The organism is Porphyromonas sp. oral taxon 279 str. F0450, from assembly GCF_000292995.1.
In the GTDB taxonomy this organism is placed as follows: Bacteria; Bacteroidota; Bacteroidia; order Bacteroidales; family Porphyromonadaceae; genus Porphyromonas; species Porphyromonas pasteri.
Window position 1 is genome coordinate 93,656 of sequence record NZ_ALKJ01000013.1, and the last position, 24,048, is coordinate 117,703.

A 24,048-nucleotide genomic window follows, 5' to 3' on the forward strand; every position below is an offset into this window, starting at 1 on the left:
CTGTGCTCATCTGTGAAGGTATTATCTCCTCGTATGGAGATGGGTTTTCCTTGTTCTTCTGATGCAATCTGTTGATATACAAAGCGTAGTCTCTATATGCACACGTGAAGAATGCGCTATGTCTACGTGGTAATGGTAGTCCTTCACCAAAGAAGTTTAATCAATTTTATAGATTTGTTTGGTAGTATAAAAAAATGTCGTACCTTTGTAGTGTGTTTTTCATGGTATTAGATTTAAGGTTAACAGAGAGTAGGGGCTGTCGGGAGACAGTCCCTATTCGTTTTTAGTAGGTTGGGGCTCGAAGACGGCCCTCTACATTATATAAAAGTGTGCCCTCGAGTAGCGATAGAGCTGCTCGGGGGCACACTTGTCTTATGAGCTCAGCGGGCGGGGGCGTCTGCTGAAGCTGGGTGGGTGCTTAAAGCCCCGTGTAGTTGTGGGGAGAGATGCGGTGCATCTCTTCCTTGATCGCGTCGCTGACAGCGAGGCCTTCGATGAAGTCGTAGATGGACTTCTCCGTGATGGCAGCGTTGGTACGCGTGAGCACCTTCAGCGCTTCGTAGGGCTTGGGGTAGCCCTCGCGACGGAGGATCGTCTGAAGAGCTTCGGCTACGACGGCCCAGTTGTGCTCGAGATCCTGGTAGAGGGCATCCTTGTTGAGGAGTACCTTCCCGAGACCCTTGCGCAGGCTCTTCAGGGCGATGAGGCTGTGTGCCAAGGGTACACCGACATTGCGCAGTACCGTGGAGTCGGTGAGGTCACGCTGCAGGCGCGAGATGGGGAGCTTGCGAGCGAGGAAGCCATAGATGGAGTTTGCGATGCCGAGGTTACCCTCTGCATTCTCGAAGTCAATGGGGTTGACTTTATGAGGCATGGCCGATGAGCCCACTTCGCCAGCACGGATCTGCTGCTTGAAGTAGTCCATCGAGATATACATCCAGAAGTCGCGCGCCAGGTCGATGAGGATGACGTTGATACGCGTCAGCACATCGAAGAGGGCTGCCATCTGGTCGTAGTTAGAGATCTGCGTGGTGAAGGCTTCACGCTCGAGGCCGAGGCTGCGGACAAAGTCTGCTGCGAAGCGCTTCCAGTCATGCTGAGGGTAAGCTACGGCATGGGCGTTGAAGTTCCCCGTAGCTCCGCCGAACTTCGCTGTGTGAGGCAGTGCTTCGAGCGTCTTGAGCTGCTCCTGCAGGCGGTAGACGTAGACCTCGATTTCCTTGCCGAGGCGCGTGGGGGAGGCTGGCTGCCCGTGAGTACGTGCCAGCATCGATACGTGCTCCCACTCCGTAGCATAGAACTGGAGCTGATCGACCAGCCCACCGAACTCAGGCAAGAAGACGTGCTCGACAGCTTCGCGGATCATCAGAGGGAAGGACGTATTGTTGATGTCCTGGGAGGTGAGCCCGAAGTGGACGAACTCCTTCTCATCGCTCAGGCCGAGGGCATCGAACTTCTCCTTGATGAAGTACTCGACGGCCTTGACGTCGTGATTCGTCACGCGCTCGATCTCCTTGATTCGGAGGGCATCCTCGGTGGTGAAGCTCAGATAGATATCGTGGAGGCGGTCTGTGCGGTCCTTGCTGAGGATACCACGGAGGTGGGGGAGCTCTTCGCAGAGGGCGATGAAGTAGAGGATCTCTACACGTACGCGGTAGCGGATGAGGGCTTCCTCAGAGAAGTAAGAGGCGAGTGCCTCTACTTGGCCGCGGTAGCGCCCATCGATAGGGGAGATAGCTTGTAGCGAATCGAATTGCATGATTGCAGAGTAATAGATGTGATAGGAGGGGAAGGGGGAGAAAGCAACGAAGCACCTCCCGTCTCACATATGTAGAGGGAGGTGCTTCGCTGGTGGGATTATCGTAGGCGCTGTGAGGCTCGGATAAGCGTCTCGTCGTAGATCATACGGCGGGAGGCTAAGTAGAGCAGAGGCAGGCAGATGATCGGCAGAGCCAGGGGGAAGCGGATGGCGAAGGTCGCCCCGTTCGCTGAGCAGAACTGATAGCTGGCCCAAGCGATGTAGACGAGTTCGCCGATAATGACCAGCATCGTCAGGATCGTCAGGCGCATCTGCAGGATTCTTCGCTTGTAGAGGAAGATCAGTCCGAGTGATGCGCAGCCCGTCAGGATGCTGAGTACACCGATGGCCCAGGTGCTGTGCAGCGTCGTGCTGTCGACAGCGCTATAGATGCGCCAGTTGTCGAGGACGCAAGCCTGCCCCTCGGGGAGGGTGAAGACCGCGACGTCCTGCAGGGCAAAGGTGATCATGATGAGCCCCACGAGGAGGAGCCATACGGTCTGTATGCGTTGCCACATAGCGGTAGAGAGCTTGTCGGGACTTACTTCTTGGTGCGCCCAGCGATGTTGTGGTAGAGCTCGCCGTCTTCGTACTCCTTAGCAGCGATGAGCGTAGGCTTGGGCATGCGCTCATACTGACGGGAGATCTCGATCTGCTCTTCGTTCTCGACCATCTCCTGCTGATCGTCGGTGTAGACTGCGAACTCCTGCAGCTTAGCTTCGAGCTCTTGCTTCGTCTCCTGAGCGATCTGGTTGGCACGCTTGGCGATGATCATCACGGTCTCGTAGATGTTCTCCGTGTCCTTGCTGAGGCTGACCATGTCACGGCTAATCGTGTTGGTCGGTACATTCTTTTTGTACTTAGGCATATTCTTTATTCTCTATGATACTTCGTGGGTGGGTTATTCGCTGACCTTCTTGCTGTTCATGCGGTCAAAGATCTTCTGTGCCTGCTTCGTGTACGTCCCGTTGGGGAAGTCATTGAGGTAGGCATAGTAGGTGTCGATGACGTCGCGGAGACGCTCCTGCAGCTTCTCGGGGACGCTGAGGTCAGCCATCTCGGCCTTGGCACGCAGGATGAGGAAGGTCAGGTCTTCCTTGTGCTTGGTGAAGGGGTAATCCTTCAGAGCATTCTGCGCCGTGATGATGCACGACTCGTAGTTGTTGCCGAGGTAGAGGCCAAGGTTGTAGTAGAGCTTGGCAGCGAGGAACTCCTTATAGGCGAGCTTGTCCTGCAGCTCGAAGAGCATCAGTTCGACCTCTGAGCTATGCTTGCCCTTGGGGTAGAAGTCGAGGTAGGACTGGAGCTCCTTGATCGCCCCGATGGTAGCGCTCTGATCCAGTCGTGGGTCAGGCGATGCTTGGAAGAGGCAGTAGCCAGCCTTGAAGCGGGCTTCCTCGACCATGGGTCCCTTGGGGTAGCTCGTATAGTAGTTCTGGAAGTAGCGTGAAGCTTCGCTCTCATCGCCCCGCTGGAGGTAGGCATCGGCCAAGAGATAGGTACTCTGAGGCCCCTCGTTCGTACCGACGAGCTGGGGGACTATGTCTTCGAGGAGGCTCACGACACGCCCATATTTCTTCTCATTATAGCTTTTCTTGGCGAAGGAGTAGCGCTCCCCGAGGTCCGTGGACTTCTGCACGCGGTAGTACTCACCACATGAAGAGAGGAGCAGGAGCCCTGCACAAGCCAAACAAAGTCTTTTGATCATATGTAATATCTCATCACAGCCCAATTCCTTCTTATATATTGAGCCTCGCGGGCAAAGATACGACTTTCCAAGGGAATGCGCCCCATATTTTTCGCTCCATCCCTGATGGGGTAAGTGTCCGTGCTACGCTTGGGACAAGCTGGTAAAGAGCGTGGACTCGAGAGCGTGGCTCTATGAGGGGTAGATGCAAGGCGTAGCCATGGGTACCACCATCTGATGAAGGCGAAGAGCAAGAACGAATAGCGGTGTGTGGAGTGAATGAGTAGAGGTGTGAGGTGTGAACCTATATCAGGTTGTTGCTCCGTGTATAGATAAAAGTTGTGGATGAGTGGCAGATAAGTTTGGACTACGTACGTGGCTCTAATATCTACGTACGTGGATATTTGGACTGACGTGCCTGGTCTTTAAGACTACGTGCGTGGACAGAGGAAGACCACTACGTGAAGGCACTTTTTTCTTCGCGAGGACGATGCTTTTCCCTCCGCTGGATAAGAGGAATACGCGCGATAAGGCGAAGGGCTTGCGTACCACTTCGGAGCGGTATATCGGGGATAGGACTCTCGGCAACAGTCTTATATGGCTTGACTTCGCAACCTATGTGGCTTCGCCTGCTGACTTGTGTTGGTTGTGGTGACATCGTGCAATAAGGCCCACCCTGTAGCGTACAGGGTGGGCCTTATCAGTAAGAGGGAATGCCAGCTACCTACTCTACATGGGTGTCTCGGTTGGCGAGACGCTCTTGGCGGGCTTGGTAGGGATCGACGGGTACGTTGCGCTTGAGGATGAGGCGGAGCGAGCGGTCGTAGGTCGTATAGTTCCAGATCCAGTTGAGGAGGACGATGACCTTGTTGCGCACCGAGAGGATGGAGCGCAGGTGGACGACGAGCCAGAGGAGCCAGGCGGTGAAGCCACCCCACTTGGCCTTGCCAATCTCAGCGACAGCACGATTTCGGCCAATGGTCGCCATCGAGCCAAGGTCTTTGTAGCGGAAGGTCTGCTGCTTTCCTCCCGTGAGGCGTGCCTTGAGGTTCTTTGCCAGCAGGGCTGCTTGCTGGATAGCGACCTGAGCCATCTGTGGGTGTCCCTGAGGGTAGGCTGGGTCAGCTGTCATGAGGCACTGGTCACCGAGAGCAAAGACGTCGGGTACGCCCTGCAGTTCGTTGTAGCCATCGACGAGGATGCGCTTGCCACGACCGAGAGAGTCGGCCTGGATCCCCTCGACGGTGTTGGCGACGATACCGCTGACCCAGATGACTGTGCGGGTATTCATCTTCGTCCCATCACCGAGGGTGAGCACGCGGCCATCGTAGTCGGTGACCATCATGTTGTGGTGGATCTCGACGCCAAGAGAGGTAAGGCCTTCGGCGGCGGTGCGAGAGCTCTTCTCACTCATCGCCTGCAGGAGGCGGGGTGAAGCGTCGATGAGGTGGATCTTGAACTGGTCCGTCTCCATGTAAGGGTAGTCCTTCGGTAGAACATAGCGCTTCATCTCTGCCAGCGCCCCTGCGATCTCTACGCCTGAAGGACCGCCACCGACGATCACTACCGTGAGGAGGGCTTCGCGGGTCTGGGGATTGTCGGAGACGAGTGCCTTCTCGATGTTCTGCAGGAGGACGTTGCGCAGATTCATCGATTCGTAGAGGGTCTTCATCGGCAGGCTATGCTTGGCGACCTGCTCATTGCCGAAGTAGTTCGTCGTACCACCGCATGCCAAGACGAGGTAGTCGTAGGGCACTTCGCCCACCGAGGTGATGAGCTGCTTCTGCTCGGGCTCAACACCGATGACGTTCGCCAGGCGGAAGATAAAGTTCTTCTTGCGCTTGAAGGCAGCACGGAAGGGGAAGGCGATGGAGCTGGGCTCCAGACCCGATGAGGCTACCTGATAGATGAGCGGGGGGAACTGGTGGTAGTTGTGGTGATCTATGAGGATGATCTGGAAGAGCGAAGAGTCAAGGGCTTGTGCCAGCTTGAGACCAGCAAAGCCCCCGCCAGCGATGACGACGCGGGGAAGAGAAGATGGAGGTAGATTGATACTCATCGGGGTATATTACTAAATACTTAAATAAATAGGCAATAGGAGAACACGCCTAAGCATCAGATAGTTTACCATGTGCGATTTCCTTGTTCGTGGACTGGATATAAATAGTTAGCCCCCGCATCGTGCTCATCTTGGGCAACCGATGCGGGGGCTTTGCGTGATAAGGGAGCAGAGGACTATGCCTGCGGTGTGAGAAGCTCGGGTAAGAGGAGGATTGCCTTGCGCGCTACACCCCAGTGATAGTGGCCGATGGTGTGCTCCTTCGGCAGGACGCGGTGGCAGGGAATGAAGGGAGCTAAGGGATTGGCTCCTACGGCTGACCCGACAGCGTGGGCCGCCTGAGGCATGCCGAAGGTCTCGCCGAGGCCTTGGTAGCTGGTGTGGCTCCCCTCAGGGATGAGGAGCATACTCATCCAGACGCTCCGCTGGAAGAGCGTGCCGATGAGGTGGAGTGGGGGAAGAGCCTCCGTCGTCGGGGCTTTGAGGTAGCGAATAGCCTGCTGGAGGTATTCGTGCTCGACCTTGAGGTCATGCGTAGCTTGGGGGTAGAGCTGGCGTAGCTCAGCGTAAGCCCCCTGCCAGTCACCGAGAGTGAAGCTGCTGTAGCATAGCCCGAGTGGCGTAGTGGCTAAAAGTAGTTCACCGAAGTGGTAGGGGAAGAAGCAGTAGGAGACGGGCCCCGTGTAGCTACTATCGAGGGTCAAGCGGGTGGAGTAGTCGGAGAGGAGCTCCGTGGGGCGCAGACGAAGTGCTTCTTGAGAGAAGAGCGCGAGAGCTTCGTCTGCACGGCAGGCAAAGAGGGTCGTGAAGGCTTCGTCCAGCTCAGACTCACTATAACCAAGGCATAGAGTCAGCTCCATCAGTGTGGGCGGATCGGTGCGCCGTGGCGTGAGCTGATCCAGCGCACCGAGGACGATGGTGAGGGCTTCCTGCTCAGACATTGGCCAGATAGATGAGGATGGGGGCGGTGGTGTGGACGGTGATCTGATTCTCGATGGCGCAGTTCAGTGAGCCACACCATAGTGCTGGGAGCGTAGCCTCCACAAGGGGCCAGCGCACGCCACCGAGGCTGATGGGCGTCCGCTGGAAGTTGAAGATCGATATCTGCTGCCCGATCAAGATATCAATCGTGGAGGGCTCGGTGATGAGGAGGAAGTAGCCTTCGTCGGTGAGCATCACGAGGTCCCTGACAAGGGGCGCATAGGTCGGGAGGAGTGCGAGGTTCGCAAGGATGTGGTCTTCGCGTCCGCCACTGGCACCGAGGAGGGTGATGGCCTGCTTCCCGTAGCGCGAATGGAGATAGGTAAAGGTCTTCGTCAGGTCGTTGGTTTCCTGATCTGGGAAGTGCTGGATACGCCCCGCCAGGAGATCCTTGAGCGCAGGGGATACCGAGTCGAGGTCCCCGATGACAGCGTCGGGAAGGCGGTCGGTATAGCGACGGAGCTTATTGACGGCTCCGTCACAGCAGGTGAGGCTGTAGCCCTCCTTGCCCAGTATCCAGTCGTCGATGAGCGCAAGGGGCGTGGGGGCGGTGGGGAAGGCCCCGTTCGCGAGGACGAGTGTCTGCGGGAGGGTCTCCTGAGTGAAGCGAGGGTAGGTGCGCATGGTACGGGGGACTACTTAGACGGTGTGCTTGTCGGGCTGCTTCATCAGCTGCCCCCACTTGCTGTAGCCGAAGAAGGCGGTGACGAAGTTCACGACGTAGACGAAGGAGGAGATGTAGTCCTCGGCTCCGTAAAGGGCGATGAAGCCTGCTGCATTCGCGATGATCCAGCAGAGCCAGTGCTGACGCCACTTTCGTGCCATCCAAAGCATGCCGATGACCGAGGCTATCGTCATGAGTCCGTCCGCCCAAGGGAGCTTCCACTCGGGAATGAAGGGATGGAGGAAGAGCAGCGCGATGTAACCCACGAAGGCCAGGGCGAGGTAGATCGCCCCAGCCTTCGCTGGAATATTAGAGATGGGGACTTCTTCTCCCTCGGCATTGCCCTTACGTAGCCACGCTATCCAGCCGATGATGCTGGTCACGAGGTAGTAGATATTGATAGCGAGCATGCCGTAGAGATGACTCTGATAGCAGATCGGTATCCATAGCAAGGGCAGGATGATACCTACGGGCCAGAGCCAGATACTGGCGCGGTACTCAAGGTACAGCCAGATGAGTGACACGACGAGCGTGACGAGCTCCAGGACGTGCGAGGAGAGGAAGGAGAGGAGAGCGGTCAGATCCATAGACCGTAAAGGTAGAGATTATATTGTGATGGTTGTGCCGAGGAAGGCGTGGATACCAGCCTGAGGATAGGTCCACGTGTAGCTGCTGATCGCACCATTCTTGTCGAAGGTGTAGCCTGCACCTCCATTGCTGGAGTAGCGTGCATCGAAGAGATTGTTGATCTGCAGACTGATGCTCCAGCTACGCACGAAGTGTACGGGGAGCTCATAGCCAAGGCGTAAGCTCGCTACGTGATAGGCGGGGAGACTACGCTCACGGCTCCCCGTATTGTCGAGGTACTGCATACCGACGTACTGCGAGGTTAGGGCCGCTTCGAAGGCACGATGCGCGAAGGTCAGCGTATTGCTTAGGACCAGCTGGGGTGAGTAAGCGATAGGAGTGCGGTCGTAGGTCGTGAGCACTTCGGCCCCTGCCTGATCACTCCAAGCGTAGAGGTGGTACTGCTTGATTTGGTTCTTACTGACGGCACCAGCCAGATCCCAGCGAAGCACAGGGCAGATCTTCCATGAGGCATTGAGCTCGGCACCCATGCGGTGGCTGCTGGCTACGTTCTCGCTGAGCTTACCGCCGACATCGCTCTGCTTACCATTGAGCACAAGCTGATCGTGGTAGTCCATATAGTATAGGTTGAGCCCAGCGGTGAAGGTGCGACTGCGGAAGCCGTAGCCGACTTCGTAGTCCGTGAGGCGCTCAGCACGGGGGTAGTCCTTGGGGCTGACTTCGGTGTAGTTCTTACGATTGGGCTCTCGGTGAGCTACTGCGACCGAGCCATAGACGTGATGCTGGGGAGCGAACTGATAGAAGAGCCCTGCCTTTGGATTGAGGAAGTTGAAGGTCTTCTTGAGGTCGATCTCTTGCGCTACCATCGCTCCCTGGCTATTCTTCACGAAGTGGTCAATAGTACCTGCGATGCGGTAGTCGATGAAGCGGTACTGGAGGTCGGCAAAGAGGTTGAGGCCAGTCACTACCTCATAGTTCGCCTTGACGAAGCCTGAGAGATCGGTCTTATTGGCCTTGTCTTCGTAGTAGCGCTCATTAGGCTCTACGAGGTAAGGGTAGGGAGTGACGGGAAGGCGCTCGCCGTAGTGGTCGCCCGTATAGTGGTTGGCTGATAGCCCAGCGGTGAGCTCCAGACGATCGGACTTATAGTCGAGCGTCGCGATACCCCCTGCGAAATCATTGTCGAGGTACTTGGTGCGAAGTAGCGTGATCTTCTTGATCTTCTGCTCCTTGCCATTCTTGTCGAGGATAGCAGCGCCATTCTCATCACGGAGGATGAATTCCTTCAGGCCGTATTCCTTGAGCTCACGTCCCGTGCGGTACTCGTCGGTGAAGCCGTAGCCCTTGGTATAGTGTGCCGTGAGATTGAGTATCAAGCCCTCGCTCAGACGCTGGGTGAGCTGCGCCTGATAGTGGTACTGCTCATAGTTGTCCGTATTATATCGGTAGCGAGCATCTTGAGGCGTGCTACCAGGATTCATGTGCCCAGCGGAGTTGTAGCGTCGGCCGTAGACGGCTTCTTTCTCGGGGCTAAGTCCGTTCCAAGCGATCCCCGTCCGTTGCTTGCCACCGAAGGAGAGGAGCTTGAGGATGGTATTCTCTCCGAAGTAGCCTCCCTGCAGGAAGTACGAGGTGCCCTCCGTACCACTGCGGTCGATGTAGCCATCCGTGGTCGTCTTCCCCAGGCGAGCTTCTAAGGCCCAATGCCCTGCGATGCGCCCTGTAGAGGCATGGACGTCACGTCGGAAGGTGTTGTAAGACCCACCGAGGAGGGTGAGGGAGGCGGTCGGCGTCATGGAGAAGTGGTCGGTGCGGAGGTTGAGGCTGGCACCGAACGCAGCAGAGCCATTAGATGATGTCCCGACGCCACGCTGGAGCTGAGCATCCTGGATGCTGGAGGAGAAGTTCGGCATATTTGCCCAGAAGACCCCTTGGCTCTCTGAGTCATTGAGTGGCACGCCATTGGTCATGATATTGATGCCGGCTGCATCAACCCCACGTACTCGCAGGTAGGTGTAGCCGATACCGATACCAGGCTCGCTCGTCGCTACGACGGAAGGTGTCTGCAGAAGGAGGTAGGGGACGTCTTGCCCAAGGTTTGACTTCAGCAGCTGGCCCTTCGAGACGTTGGAGAAAGACATAGGCGTCTTTGCCGAAGCGCGTGTAGCGGTTACCTGCACTTCCTCGAGGCGGTGCGTGCTGAGACTATCTGCGAGCTGTGTAGCTGTAGCTACGGAGGGAGAGGCTAGGAAGGTAGCTGTGGCCGAGAGGACCACGGTGGAGAGGAGCGTTGTTTTTCTCTTCATCATACAATACTTATTCATTTGCATAGTAATGCAGAGCTGAAGGGGAAAGGGTAGATAATGGTCGATGAACAATCCCTACGCCAGCATGATCTGGGTCAGGTCTTGAGGGTATCATCTCAGCTCACCATCATGTGCGGTGAGCACCCCTTTGTCCTTAGTTCTTTCGGGCGCAAAGGTAAGCCAAGGTAGGGCATTTACCAAACAAATAGCGTCCCATGTATAAAAGAGAAGCAGGCGGTCTTACTCATCGATAGAGTAGATCGCCTGCTTTCAGTGCGGCTGAAGGGACTCGAACCCCCACGCCTCGCGGCATCAGATCCTAAGTCTGACGTGGCTACCAATTACACCACAGCCGCCTGTGTGAAGCATGTTGCCCATGGGCAAGGCTTCTGTAATTGTGTGGCAAAGGTAGTGATAATATCCGTTGTAGCCAATACCGCTCGCCTGATCATCGGGCGATACGGTGCGTCGAGTAGCTCGTCCCATCCAGCACACGGACGAGGTAGAGCCCGCGTGGCAGGGTGCTAAGCGAGAGGTTTGCCTGCGTCGTACCTGTGAGGGTATGGAGGATAAGACGCTTACCCGCCAGGTCAAAGACCTCCAGACGAAGGAGCTGCTTGCCGATGACCTCGACACGGCTTTCGCTGGGGAAGTAGCGAAGTTGCCCTTCCTGATGCTCCTCTTCTTTTGGTGTCGGTATCGGCTTAGGCTCTGGCTTGGGGTCAGGCACGGGCTGAGGCGTCGGCTTCGGAGTCGGTTGGGGCGTAGGCTGTGGCTGAGGCTGTGGCTGAGGTGTCGGAGTAGGTGTAGGTGCTGGCTCAGGCTCAGGTTGCTCATCAGTTGCGGGTTCGGCTGGACGGACCTCAGCTGTCGGTGGCGTCTCTGGGCTTCGTCCTGTGATGAAGGTCACGTAGACGGCAGGCTCGTTAGGTGCCCAAGCGCTGTACACCGTCTCACCCTGTGTGACCTCTGCCACGACGCGGTAGGCTCTACCTGTGATGAGGTTGCCGAGAAGCTGCTGGGTGAGGGCATCGCTCTTGATGATGTTGGTCATCGTGTAGAAGCTCGAGTGAGTGAGGGTACGTGTTGCACAGAGTGTACGGCTCCCTGTCGTGGGATCCTCGAGGTAGAGGCGTATCGTGCCGAGAGACGTATTAGATGAAGGAGTCTTCACGCTGACAGCAAGGTATGAGCTACTACCTGTAGTGAGGTCTACTGGATAGCTCTTGAGTTCTTGCCCTGCGGCGTCTGTGATTAGAGCTCCTACGGCCTGTACGCGTCCCGTGATGGGAGCTGATACCGTGAGATAGGTCTCCTCACGAAGCTGGTAGCGCTGTGTCGGATAGGTGCTGCTGCCATCACCGTGCTTTACCTCAAGCGAGAGACGATAGCGCCCTGCTTGTATCCCAGCAGGGAGGGTGAGAGGTAGGTAGACAAGACGTGTCTCCATAGGCGTGAACTCCAGCTCAAGCGGTGCTGCTTCTTGGAAGCCCTTGACGAGCTTGCCTGCTTCGTCATAGAGACGAAGGACGAGCTGGGTGTCGCGGCTGGTGGCAGCGAGATGCTTGATGACGAGGGGAAGACGGACCTCATCACCAGGATAGAGTGCGGGCTGCTGCAGGGGCTCCATGATCTGGAAGCCTCGGTCGAAGCCGTCCTCCTCGATGACCTCCACCTCACTATCAGTGAGACGAAGACCCAGGGTGGGGGCATCCAGGATGAGCTGCCAGGGAGTCCAGCTTCCATCCTCTTGGAGGCGTGAACTCATCGGACGCAGGGCATAGATACCCGCTGAGAGGCCCTCGATAGCTAAGCGGTCCGTCTCGGCCATCTCCTCACTGATGTACTGCCCATCGACCATCTGTCCATAGAGCTTGACCTTGGTGAAGCCCCCTGCACTGTGGTACTTGGAGGGATAGATACGCAGGAGATGCCCTTCGCTATCGTAGAGTCCATAGCCGTAGTCACCCTTGAAGGGAAGCCCCTTGTTGATGAAGCCAGCGAGGTCTACATCGATGCCCTTCTTGCGAGCACGCTTCATGCCTCCAGCTCCATGCAGGCGGAGGAAGGCTGAGTAGTGACTTGCTAATCCTGATCCCATGCCCTTCACCTCATCAGAGAGTGGAGCTGTACCCGTGCGCTTGGGACGGGCTAAGATGACTTGTATCCCTTGGGAGAAGTCGACCTTGCGACCAGCAAACTCATTCCCTGCTTGCCCAGGGGCAATACGTCGGAGCGAATAGTAGCCATCGCTTTGCCCGTCCCAGCCAAAGTTCATGTGAAAGAGCCCGTCGGCATCTACTCCGTCCACGACCCAAGCGTGACCATAGAGCTTGCCTCCACTCCGATTCATCCCACTGACGTAGATGGGGAAGCCCGCTTCAAGCTCTTCTTTCAGAAGACGCTCAATGGTACTCATCCCAAGGACCGAGGCCGATAGAGCAGGCGTAGCATCATAGCTGAAGTAGGTCGAGAGTGCTGCGGCAGCCTGCTCGGAGGAGGTGCTACTGGCGTACTGGGTGTAGCCCATAGATACGGCGACTCCGAGGTCGGACATGAGTTGGGCTACCGAGGTGAAGATCGGATCATCATCGGGGCGTACACGACGATTGTTCCCCGAGCCGATGTAGCGCTCATCGTTCCCATAGACGGGGCGCATATCGCCCCAGCGGTAGTGGCTTGCGGAGAAGTCGCGATAGCCGAGCTGATTGTGCGTCTTGGATCCAGTGCCTTGAGCAGGCCACTGATGATAGGACATCACCTGAGCCATAGCCACGGCTACACACCCAGCATACATGTGCTGCTGGTCGCCATCGCTGTCGGTATAGGTCGGGGTGCCGAGGCTATAGGGATGGCCTTGCCCCCAGCGCGAGCTAACTAAGGGGGCTATTACCTTCCCGTGCTTGGGTGGATAGGCAAAGGCGCGTGCTTCGCTCTTGTCTTGTGCGGCGGGCTGAGGTTGGTCAAGAGTAGAGAAAAGTGCTCTGAGCTCCTGGGGCATGTGCTCCAGGTCAAAGCTCCCACGGTCGCTGTAGCCGATGATAGCTCCCCCTGTATCGTCCTTGGCGATGAGTGCAAAGCCTCCACCTCCCCCTACATTATATATGTAGTAGGTAGGGCGCTCGGTGAGCTGAAGGTGCTGAAGGCTGCGTGCGGAGGTATTGCTGACGCGGAGGACTTGGCGTGCCAGCTGCGAGGCTGTCGCTTGGTCGATGGGTTTAGCAAGGGCACTCTCTGTGAGAGCTGTGAGGGAAAGGAGTAGGGTGAGAAAGCGTAGAGATCTATGCATAGCGTAGGATGAGGATACTATCAGAGGGTGCGCCCCCAGCGAAGGCCGAGGTAAGCCAGTAAGACGCCCCCGATGAGGCTAAGGCTGAGGTAGGCGAGAGCTGTGAGAAGCTCCCCGCTACGTAGGTAGTTCACGAGGTCAGCCGAGAGGGTAGAGAAGGTCGTGAAGCCGCCGCAGAATCCGATGATGAGCAGCGGGCGGTAGTCAGAGCTGAGCCCCGTAGGGCGCATCATCAGCCCCAAGAGTAGCCCGATGAGAAGGGAGCCCAAGAGGTTGATACCCCAGGTCGCCCATGGGGTAGGCCGTCCGAGGAGCTGTGCTGTCCCCCAGCCAATAAGGTAACGGAGGAGGCTCCCTGAGCCTCCTCCGATGAAGATGTATAATAGGGCCTTGAGAGAAAGTGCCTCCATTTTAGCAGTGAAGGGGCTTAGATACGCTCGAGGACGAGGTCGATAAGCCCCTCGATGCTGCCCTTGTAGTCGGTATTCATATTTTGTGCCTTACGCCCAGCGATGATACAGCAGACAGTCATAGCACGGTGCCCCATGAGAGCAGCAAGCCCAGCGAGAGAGGAGCTCTCCATCTCATAGTTCGTCAGACGGTAGCCCTCGAAGTTGAAGCCCTGAATCTTCTCATTGAGCTTGGGATCTTGTAGAGGGAGGCGCAGCTGACGACCTTGGGGGCCGTAGAAGCCATTAGCAGCGATGGTGTTTCCTCGCAGGACGTCGTCCTGACAGATCTGCTGGATGAGGCTCTTGTCTGCAGCGACGACGTAGGGGCGCAGGCCTTCGATCTTCCAGTCGAGCTGACTGATGAGAGCTTCTTCGAAGGCGCGATTGCGGATGCGTGCCGTATCCGAGTAGAAGTAGATCACACCATCGAAGCCGATGGAGTGCTCGGCTGCAACGTAGGTGCCGATAGGAGTCTCGTCCTGCAGTCCGCCCGAGGTGCCGACACGTACGAGGGTGAGCTGACGGAAGGTGTCCTTCTCTTGGCGGGTCTCGAAGTCGATGTTCGCCAGGGCATCCAGCTCATTGAGGACAATGTCGATATTGTCCGTGCCGATGCCGTGGCTGACGATGGAGATGCGCTTGCCCTTGTAAGAGCCTGTGATGGTGTGGAACTCACGGCTCGATACATTGCACTCGATGGAGTCGAAGCGTGAAGCGACCATGTCAACTCGTGCGGGGTCCCCGACGAGGAAGACGCGGTCAGCGAGCTGCTCGGGACGCAGATGAAGGTGGAAGACAGAGCCGTCACCATTGATGATGAGCTCAGAGGTGGGGATGGTACGCTTATTACTCATAAGTATTCTTGGTAGGGTAGGGAGGCGAGACGCCTTCAGATGAGTGCCTCTCCCCATGAGGAGAGGAGAGGAGTGGATTATCAAAGATACGCCAACTTTTTTGGACTCTGTTGATTGGGAGGTTATCCTCAGATAGTTCGCTCCTCGAGTTGTGATCAAGGAGGCTTCCATTTGGGTAGGCCATAGAGCATACTTCCGAAGGGAGGGAGATTAACCTATATGGAGACCATTGCCAAGGCCATTTCTTCACAGCTTGCACTTTCCTCCTTCGAACTTCTCAGCCTAAAGCCTCCAATTTTCGAGGTGAGAAGGTACGAGTAATGAAGAGCTCGTCTTGCGCAATGTTCTCATATAGGTATATGGCTGCGTGAGTTGACCTATATAGGTATGGCGAAGAAAGCTATATAGCTTTGTGACGTGATCTATATTAGGTTGTTGCTCCGCGTAGGGATAAAACTTATGGATGAGTGGCAGAAAAGTTTGGACTACGTACGTGGCTCTAATATCTACGTACGTGGATATTTGGATTTACGTACCTGGTCTTTAAGACTACGTGCATAGATGAAAACCACTACGTGAAGGCGCCTTTTTCTTCATGAGAATTATGCTTTTCCCTTCGCTGGATAAGAGGAATACTCACGATAAGGCGGAGGGCTTGCTCGGCCACTTCAGAGAGGCATATCGGGGAGCTGGGTGTGCGAAGCCTTAGCACTCTAAATAGAGGACAGGACTCTAAGGAACAGTCTCATATTAGTCACCGCTCCGACCAATATAGGTTCGCTTTCGGACCAATACTGGTCGACGTCGTGACCACTATTGGTTCACTCATCGACCACTATTGGTTTGTATGCTGTACCACTATTGGTTCGCCCTCCATACGAATAGTGGTTTACATCCTCCACTTATATTGCCTCGTGTATGCTCTACTCTTAGTCGCTAACTTGCCAGCTTAGGGGAGGAAAGTGAAAAGCCCTTCTCCGAGCGATGTGCTCAGAGAAGGGCTTGATGCTGTACCAGCCACAGAGGGCGGAAGGGAAGCTTAGCCGCGGCGCTTCAGCTCGTCGCGGATTTCGCGGAGGAGCTCGATATCTTCAGGCGTAGCTGCAGGAGCTTCGGGCTGCTCTTCTTCCTTCTTGCGGAAGGCGTTCATAGCCTTAATCATAAGGAAGATACAGAAGGCGATGATGAAGAAGTCCACAGTCGTCTGGACGAAGTTACCCCAGTTCAGCTCAATTGCTTCCTTGACAGTCTCACCAGCAGCATCGAGTTCTGCGGGACGCAGGACGACCTTAGCATCGCTGAAGCTGCTGCCCGTGATGAGGCCGATAGGAGGCATGATGATGTCATTGACCAGCGAAGTGATGATCTTACCGAAGGCACCACCGATGATGATACCCACAGCCATATCCATGACATTACCCTTGAGGGCGAACTCCTTAAACTCTTGGATGAACTTTCCCATTGCTTGTTTTGCTTTACGTTCTAAGTATTAATTGTAATCTCTTGCAAAGATAATCATAAAATGCAACCTTAATCACTAGCCCTTTCTATGGACGTATATATAATGCTTATGAAGGTGTGCTGAGAAATGTGTGCTATGCGTGTCTGAGTAGGAGGATGTACCGTAGGTAAGATCCCCCTCTGGAGGTATGTGACCTACTGCCTACCTCCTAAAGAATTTGTATCTTTGGCGGTGCGTATGGGCTTGGCTGATGAGGACGAGTACCCTCCATCTGCCGCAGCTCGCGCTTACAACACAACGGAACAGCATGCCTAAAGAACGGGGAGCCCTTCCCTATGTCTTCTACATCGTGATACTGCTTGCCTCTGTGGCTGCCCTTTGGGGGACGCTCCAGTTAGGTGAGGCACTTACCCCTACGGCATTGCGTCCCGCAGAAGAAGTCGCGACGCTCTCCTCTGCCTTCGGAGACTTCAGCGCCAGCGTCACGCACCATATACACTCTACCATCGGGGTGCTCCTCCTCCAGATCCTTATTATCCTCCTGGCCGCCCGTATTATGGGGTGGGTCTTCCGCAAGATGCGTCAGCCTGCCGTCATCGGGGAGATCGTCGCAGGGATTCTCTTAGGGCCATCGCTCTTCGGGCGTGTGTCTCCCGAGCTCTTTGGTGCACTCTTCCCAGCGGAGAGCCTTCCTAATATCCAGTTGCTAAGCAACTTTGGGCTGATTCTCTTTATGTTTGCCATCGGTATGGAGCTTCGCTTAGGGGATATCCGCCGTCAGCTCAAGAGTAGCCTTATCATCAGCCATGCTGGGATCTTCATCCCATTTGCACTCTCCCTACCACTCAGCTACGCTATATATACGGAGTATGCCTCGAGCCTAACGGACTTCACGCCCTTTGCTCTCTTTATCGGGATCTCCATGAGTATCACGGCCTTCCCTGTACTGGCACGTATCATCCAGGAGAACCATCTACAGCGCACGCACCTCGGGAAGCTCTCCCTCTCTACGGCTGCTGCTGGCGATATCACCGCTTGGCTCATGCTCGCTGCGATCATCGCGATCTCACAGAGTGGGAGTATCTTGAGCACAGGCTACAACCTACTCTTCCTCATTGTATACCTGCTGGTGATGTTTGGCATCATCCGCCCGCTCTTCCGTGTAGCGGGGAAGGTGTACAACAATACGGAGGTCATCAGCCATGGTATGGTCGGGGTGATCTTCATCCTCCTCCTGCTCTCCTCCTACATCACCGAGCTGCTGAGTATGCACGCCCTCTTCGGGGCCTTCATGCTCGGGCTCGTCATGCCAGAGGATCTCTCCTTCCGCAAGATTCTCACCGACAAGATTGAGGACGTCTCGCTGATGCTCTTCCTTCCGCTCTTCTTCGTGTCGAGCGGCTTGCAGACCGAGCTGGGACTCATCGATAGCCCTGCTACCTGGGTGCTCCTCGGGCTCTTCACACTTGTCGCTGTCATCGGGAAGGTCGGTGGTACCTATGTCTCTGCACGCTTCTCTGGCGAAAGCCCTAAGAGCAGCATCTATCTCGGGGCCTTTATGAATACGCGTGGGCTGATGGAGCTCGTCGTCTTGGGTATCGGCTATGAGATGAAGATCCTTCCCCCGACGATCTATGCGGTACTGGTGCTGATGACGGTGATCACGACAGTGATGACGATGCCGATGGTGCGCCTGATCAATGTCTTCATCCGCATGAGGGAGCGTAAGCGTGACCACATCGAGACTATTGATAAGCAGGCAGGAGCTAAGGTGCTCCTCTCCTTTGGTCGTCCTTCCTCGGGGGCTACGCTGTTGCATCTGACGAATCAGCTCCTACGCCGTGGTGGCGCTCACCCCAATGTGACGGCCCTGCACATCACTACCGACAAGGATATCAATCCCATCGAGGCAGATAAGTTCTACCAAGACAGCTTCCGCCCCATCCTCCGTGCTGCCGAAGAGCTGGAGCAGCCTCTCGAGACCGACTATATCGTAGCTGATGAGGTAGAGAGTGCCGTGCTGAATAAGCTCACTTCGGAGCGCTACAACCTCCTGATCGTAGGGGCTGGCGTACGTCTCTCCTCGGATGAAGATGACCGTGAGGCCAGCTCGATGCGTCAGCAGATGAGCCGCTTCATGGGCTCGCTGCCGATGCGCACCACGGAGAGCCTCCTCTCCATCCATAGTATGCTGCGCGACAAGATGGCCTTCTTCGTGCACCGTGCCCCCTGCTCAGTAGGTATCCTGCTGAGCCGTTCCTTTGATTCACCGAAGCATATCCTCGTGTATGTGCGTAGCGCCAGCGACCTGCGTCTCTTGCCCTATGCCCGCACGATGGCCGAAAATAATCAGGCTACACTGCGCATTGTCCTCTCCACCGGAGTCGCACGTGAGAGCCTCAATTCTCATCCAGGAGAAGAGATTATCACAACAGATAAGCTCTGCTCTGTCCCCGCCGAGTGTGACCTCGTGGTCGTCAGCTACACCTATTGGCAGGAGTCCTTTGATACTTGTGAAGAGCTCCTTGCACAGCTTCCCTCCACCTTGATACTCAATCTCAAATAGGTCCACTCCTCATCACTTCACGCCAGCAACTGGCCTCAACGCACAAAGACTATGACGAAGTTAGCAGCAAATGACCCATGGCTTAAGCCCTACGAAGAGCGTATCCGCCGCCGCATGGAGTTCACTCATGCCCGTGAGCGCTCGATCACTCAAGGTGGAGATATTCCCTTGGAGCAGTTTGCCGACGGCTATCTTCACTATGGCCTACACCATGATAAGGAGAAGGGATGCTGGATCCTCCGTGAGTTCCTCCCTGGAGCTCAGAGTGTGCACCTTATTGGCTCATTCAACAACTGGCAGACGATGTCGGTGTGGAAGCTCAAGCGTGTCGATGACTATGGCAACTGGGAGATCTGTATCTCAGACAAGGCAATGCGTCACGGTGACTTCTATCGCCTCTTTGTCCACTGGGGCTATGGGAGTGGTGAGCGCATCCCTGCCTGGGCTACTCGTGTAGTACAAGACCCTTCAACGGGTATCTTCAGCGCCCAGGTCTGGGCACCCGAGGATAGCTATACCTTCCGTCACGCACGTCCAGCTCGTACCGAAGAGCCCCTCATGATCTATGAGTGCCACATCGGTATGTCGTCAGAGGAAGGCAAGGTAAGTAGCTATCGTGAGTTCCAAGAGACGGTCCTTCCCCGTATTATTGACCTCGGGTATAATGCCATTCAGATTATGGCCATCCAGGAGCATCCTTACTATGGCTCCTTTGGCTACCATGTCTCAAGCTTCTTTGCACCCAGTAGCCGCTTCGGTACGCCCGACGAACTGAAGGCGCTCATTGACGCAGCTCACGCATCTGGTATCAAGGTCATTATGGATCTCGTGCACAGCCATGCCGTGCGCAATGAGGTCGAAGGGCTGGCATGCTATGACGGCTCGCGCACGCTCTTCTTCCACGAAGGTCCTCGTGGTGATCATCCCGCTTGGGACTCGCTGTGCTTCGACTATGGGCGCAACAATGTCATCCACTTCCTCCTCTCCAACTGTAAGTATTGGCTGGAGGTCTTCAAATTTGACGGCTTCCGCTTCGACGGCGTCTCCTCGATGCTGTACTACAACCACGGCCTCGGCGAGTGCTTCACCTCGTACTCCGACTACTTCAATGGTCATCAGGATGCCGATGCTATGGCGTACCTCACGCTGGCTAATAAGCTGATCCATAGCGTCTACCCCGATGCGATCACGATCGCCGAAGAGGTGAGTGGTATGCCTGGTCTCGCTGCTCCTATCGAGGACGGAGGCTTTGGCTTTGACTATCGCCTCTCGATGAATATCCCCGACTTCTGGACGAAGCTCATCACGGATCACCCCGACGAGGAGTGGAGCCCAGGTGCGATCTGGCATGAGCTCACGAATCGTCGTGAAGATGAGAAGACCATCAGCTATGCTGAGAGCCATGACCAGGCACTCGTGGGCGACAAGACGCTCATCTTCCGCCTCGCTGACGCCGATATGTACTGGCATATGAGCCGCTCAAGTCGCACGCTCATCACGGACCGCGCTATCGCCTTGGATAAGCTTATTCGTCTTGCTACTGCCACCACGATGAATGGTGGATACCTCAACTTCATGGGGAATGAGTTCGGTCACCCCGAATGGATTGACTTCCCACGCGAAGGTAATGGCTGGTCTTACCACTACGCCCGCCGTCAGTGGAGCCTCGCAGATAATGCAGATCTCCTCTACCACGACCTGCAGGAGTTCGACCGTGCGATGGTTCGCTTCATCGACTCGGTGAAGACCTTCAACTCGCTCCATATTGAGCAATATCACATCCATGAGGAGGATAAGACTCTGGCCTTCGGGCGTGGGGACTATCTCTTCGTCTTCAATTTCCACCCCACACGCTCTCACGTCGACTATCCTATCAATGTCCCTGAGGGCGCATACACCGTCGTCATTGATACCGACTGCAAGGCCTTTGGTGGCTATGGCCTTATTGACGACAGTCTCATCTATGCCACGCAGCCTGCCGAGAAGGCTGGGACTGCAGCCTGTCCAGCTCTGGCTCCGCTGCGCCTCTACCTCCCCGCACGTACGGCTCTCGTGATCAAGCGTAACACAAACAATTAAATGACTCTCCATAGTGGTGAGCCCCAATCAACTTACACGTCAAATGAGTATCAACACAAAGAACATCGCCATCTTCGCAGGCTCTGCTTCGCTGGAACTGGCAGGAAAGATCGCCGAAGCCCTGGGTATTAACCTCGGTGATATGCAGGTAGAGCATTTCGCTGACGGCGAATTCTCTGTCTACTACAAGGACAGTATCCGTGGTAAGGATGTCTTCCTCGTACAGTCCACCTATCCCTCTTCGGACAACATCATGGAGCTCCTCCTGATGGTCGATGCTGCTAAGCGTGCTTCCGCACACTACATCGCTGCGGTCATCCCTTACTTCGGATGGGCTCGTCAGGACCGTAAGGACAAGCCCCGTGTATCTATCGGGGCGAAGCTCATGGCAGACCTGCTGAGCACGGCAGGGGTCACGCGCGTCATCACTATGGACCTGCACGCTGACCAGATCCAGGGCTTCTTCAACGTGCCTGTGGATCACCTCTACGCCTCTATGGTCTTCATCGACTACCTGCGCCAGACGTCTGATCTTGAGCGCACGGTCATCGCTACGCCAGACGTCGGTGGTGCTAAGCGTGCTAACTCCTATGCTAAGTTCCTCGGCGTGCCCATGGTCATCTGCCACAAGAGCCGTGCTAAGGCCAACGAAGTCGCTGAGATGACGATCATCGGGGATGTCACGGATAAGGACGTCATCCTCGTGGACGATATCGTTGATACGGCAGGGACGATCTGTAAGGCGGCTGACCTGATGATGCAGAATGGCGCTCGTAGCGTCCGCGCTGTAGCCAGCCACGCAGTACTGAGTGATCCTGCTACCGAGCGTATCAATGCTTCGGCGCTCAAGGAAATGATCTTCACCGACTCCATCCCCCTGCGTAAGCACTCGGATAAGATCCACATCGTGTCGGTAGCCAATATCTTCGCTGAGGCTATCAATCGTGTGATCAATCACGAGTCGATCAGCATTCTTTACTCTATCTAAAGGTATCCCTCTTCGTAGAGGAGCCCTATCACAGCCCCGCCCCCACACTTGTGGAGGCGGGGTTTACTTTGCCTTCGTCGCGAAGGCCTATAAATGAATGTGTATGAAGAAGCGTGAATACATCGAGGCTAATAAGGCTTGGCTCAAAGCGAAGTCTCAAGAAGCTGGTATTAAGCCCTTGCCCAAAGGAGCCTATTACAAGGTAATTACCGAAGGACGTGCAGATGGTAAGCATCCGTCGCCTCGTAGCATCGTCACGGCTCACTATACGGGGCGGACGATTGATGGGCAGGTCTTTGATAGTACGGAGGGCGATGTACCTGCAGCCTTCCGCCTGAGTGATCTCATCGAGGGCTGGATCATTGCCCTACAGCAGATGTGTATCGGTGACCGCTGGGAAGTCTATCTCCCTGCAGAGCTGGCCTATGGTCGCTATGCGCAGCCTGGCATTCCCGCAGGCTCAACCCTGATCTTCGAGCTGGAGCTCGTCAGTATCGCATGATGCAGCTCTTCGGACCACAGCCTGCTGATCTCGTCTTAGTACTCCTACTCCTGCTCAATGCCCTTACCTTTGTCGTCTATGGCGTCGATAAGTGGCGTGCTCGAGGAGGACGCTGGCGCATCCCCGAGCGGACGCTCCTTCTCTTGGCTGCCTTCGGTGGAGCCTTAGGTGCCTGCCTCGGGATGGTCGTGTGGAATCACAAGACTTCGCACAAGCGTTTTCGTTATCTCGTCCCTGTCTTCGTCCTGCTCCAAGGGCTGCTGGCATTCTATTTCCTGCGCCTCTATTGAGACTGCTTCTTTCGCATCAACCAGCCCCTTTAATAGCCTTATAGATAGAGGTCCTATGGAGAGGCGAAACGAACCAGTACTGGTCAGTGAAGTGACCAGTACTGCTCGAAGTGTGAACTAGTACTGGTCGATATATCTTACCAGTACTGGTTCGCTTGGTGACCAGTACTGGTTGCTTTATCTGGTAGATAGATAGGCTTTGCTGGATGACCTCTCTTTCGTGCAATATGTAGGGAAAGTCGCATCTGCTTTTGATAGCGTGGGAGGCAGTCCTGTAGCGGGTGCTACTTGGTGTTTTTACTCCAGTAGTCTATCGCCTCGTATGGTATTAATGCTTATATTTGTGTAGTAATACTAACCCCGGTAGTAAAAAGACTATGCACACAGACAACTATTGTGTCATCATGGGCGGAGGCGTAGGCAGCCGCTTTTGGCCATATAGCCGTGAGGCCAAGCCGAAGCAGTTCCTCGATATCTTTGCCACAGGTCGCACCCTTCTTCAGATGACTTATGATCGCTTCTCGAAGGTAATCCCTAAGGAGAACTTTGTCGTCGTCACCAACGCTATCTACCGAGACCTTGTGCTGGAGCAGCTCCCTGAGCTGACCCCAGGGCAGATCCTCCTGGAGCCTATGCGCCGCAATACAGCACCTTGTATCGGCTGGGCGACATATCACATCTACGCAAAGAATCCCAATGCTAATATTCTGGTCACTCCTGCTGACCACCTGATCCTGCAAGAGGATGCCTTCGACGAAGCTATCTGCCGTTCACTCGACTATGTGAAGGCGCATCCCAAGTTGGTTACCCTCGGTGTGCGCCCCTCACGTCCTGAGACGGGCTATGGCTACATCCAGTTCACTGATGTCGAAGATGAGCACTTTGTGAAGGTGAAGACCTTCACGGAAAAGCCCAACATCGAGATGGCGAAGGTCTTCTATGAGAGTGGGGAGTTCCTCTGGAATAGTGGGATGTTCGCTTGGAACGTACATACCATCCTCGACGCCTTCCATCAGTACCTGCCTTCGCTGACCTCTATCCTCGACGAGGTGAAGGGTGCTTATGCTACCGATGAGGAGCAGAGCCGTGTCAGCCAAGTCTTCTCTGAGTGCCCCAATATCTCGATTGACTACGCTGTCTTGGAGAAGGCAGACAACGTCATGGTGCTTCCCGTCGACTTTGGCTGGGCAGACCTCGGTACCTGGGGCTCGCTCTATGAGCTCAAGCGTGAGGAGCCTCGTGCGAATGTGGCTCTCCATACCAAGGCTCTCTTCTATGAGGCTGAGGGCAATATCGTTTCGCTCGATGGAGATCCCGAGAACCAGCTGGTCGTTGTCCAGGGGATCAATGACTGTATCGTAGCTCAGAGTAAGGGAGTCCTCTTGATCTGTAAGCGCGATGAAGAGCAGCGCATTAAGGAGTTCATGGGCGAAGCATCCGTCCAATTTGATAAGAAGTTCGACTAATCACTTAGTCTTATATA

General features: G+C 55.4%; 19 protein-coding genes, 1 tRNA gene and 1 riboswitch. Of the genes, 6 read left to right on the plus strand and 14 right to left on the minus strand.

What is annotated here, in order from left to right; genetic code table 11:
- Window positions 1-418: 418 nt before the first annotated feature.
- From purB to mscL, 14 genes are all read right to left on the minus strand, one after another.
- Complete coding sequence (gene purB, locus HMPREF1323_RS01985) at window positions 419-1,759, minus strand: adenylosuccinate lyase (RefSeq protein ID WP_009432438.1); 1,341 nt, start codon at window positions 1,757-1,759, stop codon at window positions 419-421.
- 98 nt (window positions 1,760-1,857) lie between these two features.
- On the minus strand, window positions 1,858-2,316 hold the full coding sequence (locus tag HMPREF1323_RS01990) for a DUF4293 domain-containing protein (protein WP_009432443.1): 459 nt from the start codon (window positions 2,314-2,316) through the stop codon (window positions 1,858-1,860).
- Between the two features lie 23 nt (window positions 2,317-2,339).
- Window positions 2,340-2,666 (minus strand): DNA-directed RNA polymerase subunit omega, encoded by a 327-nt coding sequence (locus HMPREF1323_RS01995; protein WP_009432420.1) that lies wholly within the window; start codon window positions 2,664-2,666, stop codon window positions 2,340-2,342.
- Window positions 2,667-2,699: 33 nt separating this feature from the next.
- A complete protein-coding gene (locus HMPREF1323_RS02000) occupies window positions 2,700-3,506 on the minus strand; it encodes an outer membrane protein assembly factor BamD (protein WP_044123896.1) in 807 nt (268 codons plus the stop codon).
- A gap of 703 nt (window positions 3,507-4,209) precedes the next feature.
- On the minus strand, window positions 4,210-5,544 hold the full coding sequence (locus HMPREF1323_RS02005; protein ID WP_009432489.1) for an NAD(P)/FAD-dependent oxidoreductase: 1,335 nt from the start codon (window positions 5,542-5,544) through the stop codon (window positions 4,210-4,212).
- Between the two features lie 176 nt (window positions 5,545-5,720).
- Complete coding sequence (locus tag HMPREF1323_RS02010; protein ID WP_009432487.1) at window positions 5,721-6,485, minus strand: methylated-DNA--[protein]-cysteine S-methyltransferase; 765 nt, start codon at window positions 6,483-6,485, stop codon at window positions 5,721-5,723.
- On the minus strand, window positions 6,478-7,149 hold the full coding sequence (locus tag HMPREF1323_RS02015; RefSeq protein ID WP_009432445.1) for a thiamine diphosphokinase: 672 nt from the start codon (window positions 7,147-7,149) through the stop codon (window positions 6,478-6,480). The genes HMPREF1323_RS02010 and HMPREF1323_RS02015 overlap by 8 nt, the downstream gene beginning before the upstream one ends.
- A gap of 15 nt (window positions 7,150-7,164) precedes the next feature.
- Window positions 7,165-7,776 carry a nicotinamide riboside transporter PnuC gene (gene pnuC, locus HMPREF1323_RS02020; protein WP_009432454.1) on the minus strand — a complete coding sequence of 204 codons (612 nt, stop codon included), beginning with the start codon at window positions 7,774-7,776 and terminating at the stop codon, window positions 7,165-7,167.
- An 18-nt stretch (window positions 7,777-7,794) separates the two neighbouring features.
- The gene (locus HMPREF1323_RS02025; protein ID WP_232203975.1) at window positions 7,795-10,101 is read right to left on the minus strand and encodes a TonB-dependent receptor; all 2,307 of its coding nucleotides are present in this window, start codon (window positions 10,099-10,101) and stop codon (window positions 7,795-7,797) included.
- A 37-nt stretch (window positions 10,102-10,138) separates the two neighbouring features.
- Window positions 10,139-10,241: riboswitch (TPP riboswitch) on the minus strand.
- Window positions 10,242-10,357: 116 nt separating this feature from the next.
- A tRNA-Leu gene (locus tag HMPREF1323_RS02030) sits at window positions 10,358-10,439 on the minus strand.
- Window positions 10,440-10,531: 92 nt separating this feature from the next.
- Window positions 10,532-13,372, minus strand: coding sequence for a thiol protease/hemagglutinin PrtT (locus HMPREF1323_RS02035; protein ID WP_009432464.1), 2,841 nt, complete (start codon window positions 13,370-13,372; stop codon window positions 10,532-10,534).
- 20 nt (window positions 13,373-13,392) lie between these two features.
- Window positions 13,393-13,782: a fluoride efflux transporter CrcB gene (gene crcB, locus HMPREF1323_RS02040; RefSeq protein ID WP_009432478.1), complete on the minus strand. Its 390-nt coding sequence runs from the start codon at window positions 13,780-13,782 to the stop codon at window positions 13,393-13,395.
- Window positions 13,783-13,799: 17 nt separating this feature from the next.
- Window positions 13,800-14,678: a nucleoside phosphorylase gene (locus HMPREF1323_RS02045; protein ID WP_009432482.1), complete on the minus strand. Its 879-nt coding sequence runs from the start codon at window positions 14,676-14,678 to the stop codon at window positions 13,800-13,802.
- 1,039 nt (window positions 14,679-15,717) lie between these two features.
- Complete coding sequence (gene mscL, locus HMPREF1323_RS02050) at window positions 15,718-16,140, minus strand: large-conductance mechanosensitive channel protein MscL (protein WP_009432451.1); 423 nt, start codon at window positions 16,138-16,140, stop codon at window positions 15,718-15,720.
- 307 nt (window positions 16,141-16,447) lie between these two features.
- On the opposite strand from mscL, the gene HMPREF1323_RS02055 reads away from it, so the two are divergent.
- The 6 genes from HMPREF1323_RS02055 to HMPREF1323_RS02080 all read left to right on the plus strand — a co-directional run bounded on the left by HMPREF1323_RS02055 (window position 16,448) and on the right by HMPREF1323_RS02080 (window position 24,031).
- Window positions 16,448-18,706, plus strand: a complete 2,259-nt coding sequence (locus HMPREF1323_RS02055) for a cation:proton antiporter (protein ID WP_009432428.1) — start codon at window positions 16,448-16,450, stop codon at window positions 18,704-18,706.
- A gap of 51 nt (window positions 18,707-18,757) precedes the next feature.
- Complete coding sequence (locus HMPREF1323_RS02060; RefSeq protein WP_009432458.1) at window positions 18,758-20,785, plus strand: alpha amylase C-terminal domain-containing protein; 2,028 nt, start codon at window positions 18,758-18,760, stop codon at window positions 20,783-20,785.
- Window positions 20,786-20,828: 43 nt separating this feature from the next.
- Window positions 20,829-21,773 (plus strand): ribose-phosphate pyrophosphokinase, encoded by a 945-nt coding sequence (locus HMPREF1323_RS02065; protein WP_009432499.1) that lies wholly within the window; start codon window positions 20,829-20,831, stop codon window positions 21,771-21,773.
- A 103-nt stretch (window positions 21,774-21,876) separates the two neighbouring features.
- Complete coding sequence (locus HMPREF1323_RS02070) at window positions 21,877-22,275, plus strand: FKBP-type peptidyl-prolyl cis-trans isomerase (protein ID WP_044123897.1); 399 nt, start codon at window positions 21,877-21,879, stop codon at window positions 22,273-22,275.
- Complete coding sequence (locus HMPREF1323_RS02075; RefSeq protein WP_009432473.1) at window positions 22,272-22,565, plus strand: DUF1294 domain-containing protein; 294 nt, start codon at window positions 22,272-22,274, stop codon at window positions 22,563-22,565. Before HMPREF1323_RS02070 ends, HMPREF1323_RS02075 begins: the two co-directional genes overlap by 4 nt.
- Window positions 22,566-22,942: 377 nt before the next feature.
- Window positions 22,943-24,031, plus strand: a complete 1,089-nt coding sequence (locus tag HMPREF1323_RS02080; protein WP_009432466.1) for a mannose-1-phosphate guanylyltransferase — start codon at window positions 22,943-22,945, stop codon at window positions 24,029-24,031.
- Window positions 24,032-24,048: the final 17 nt, after the last annotated feature.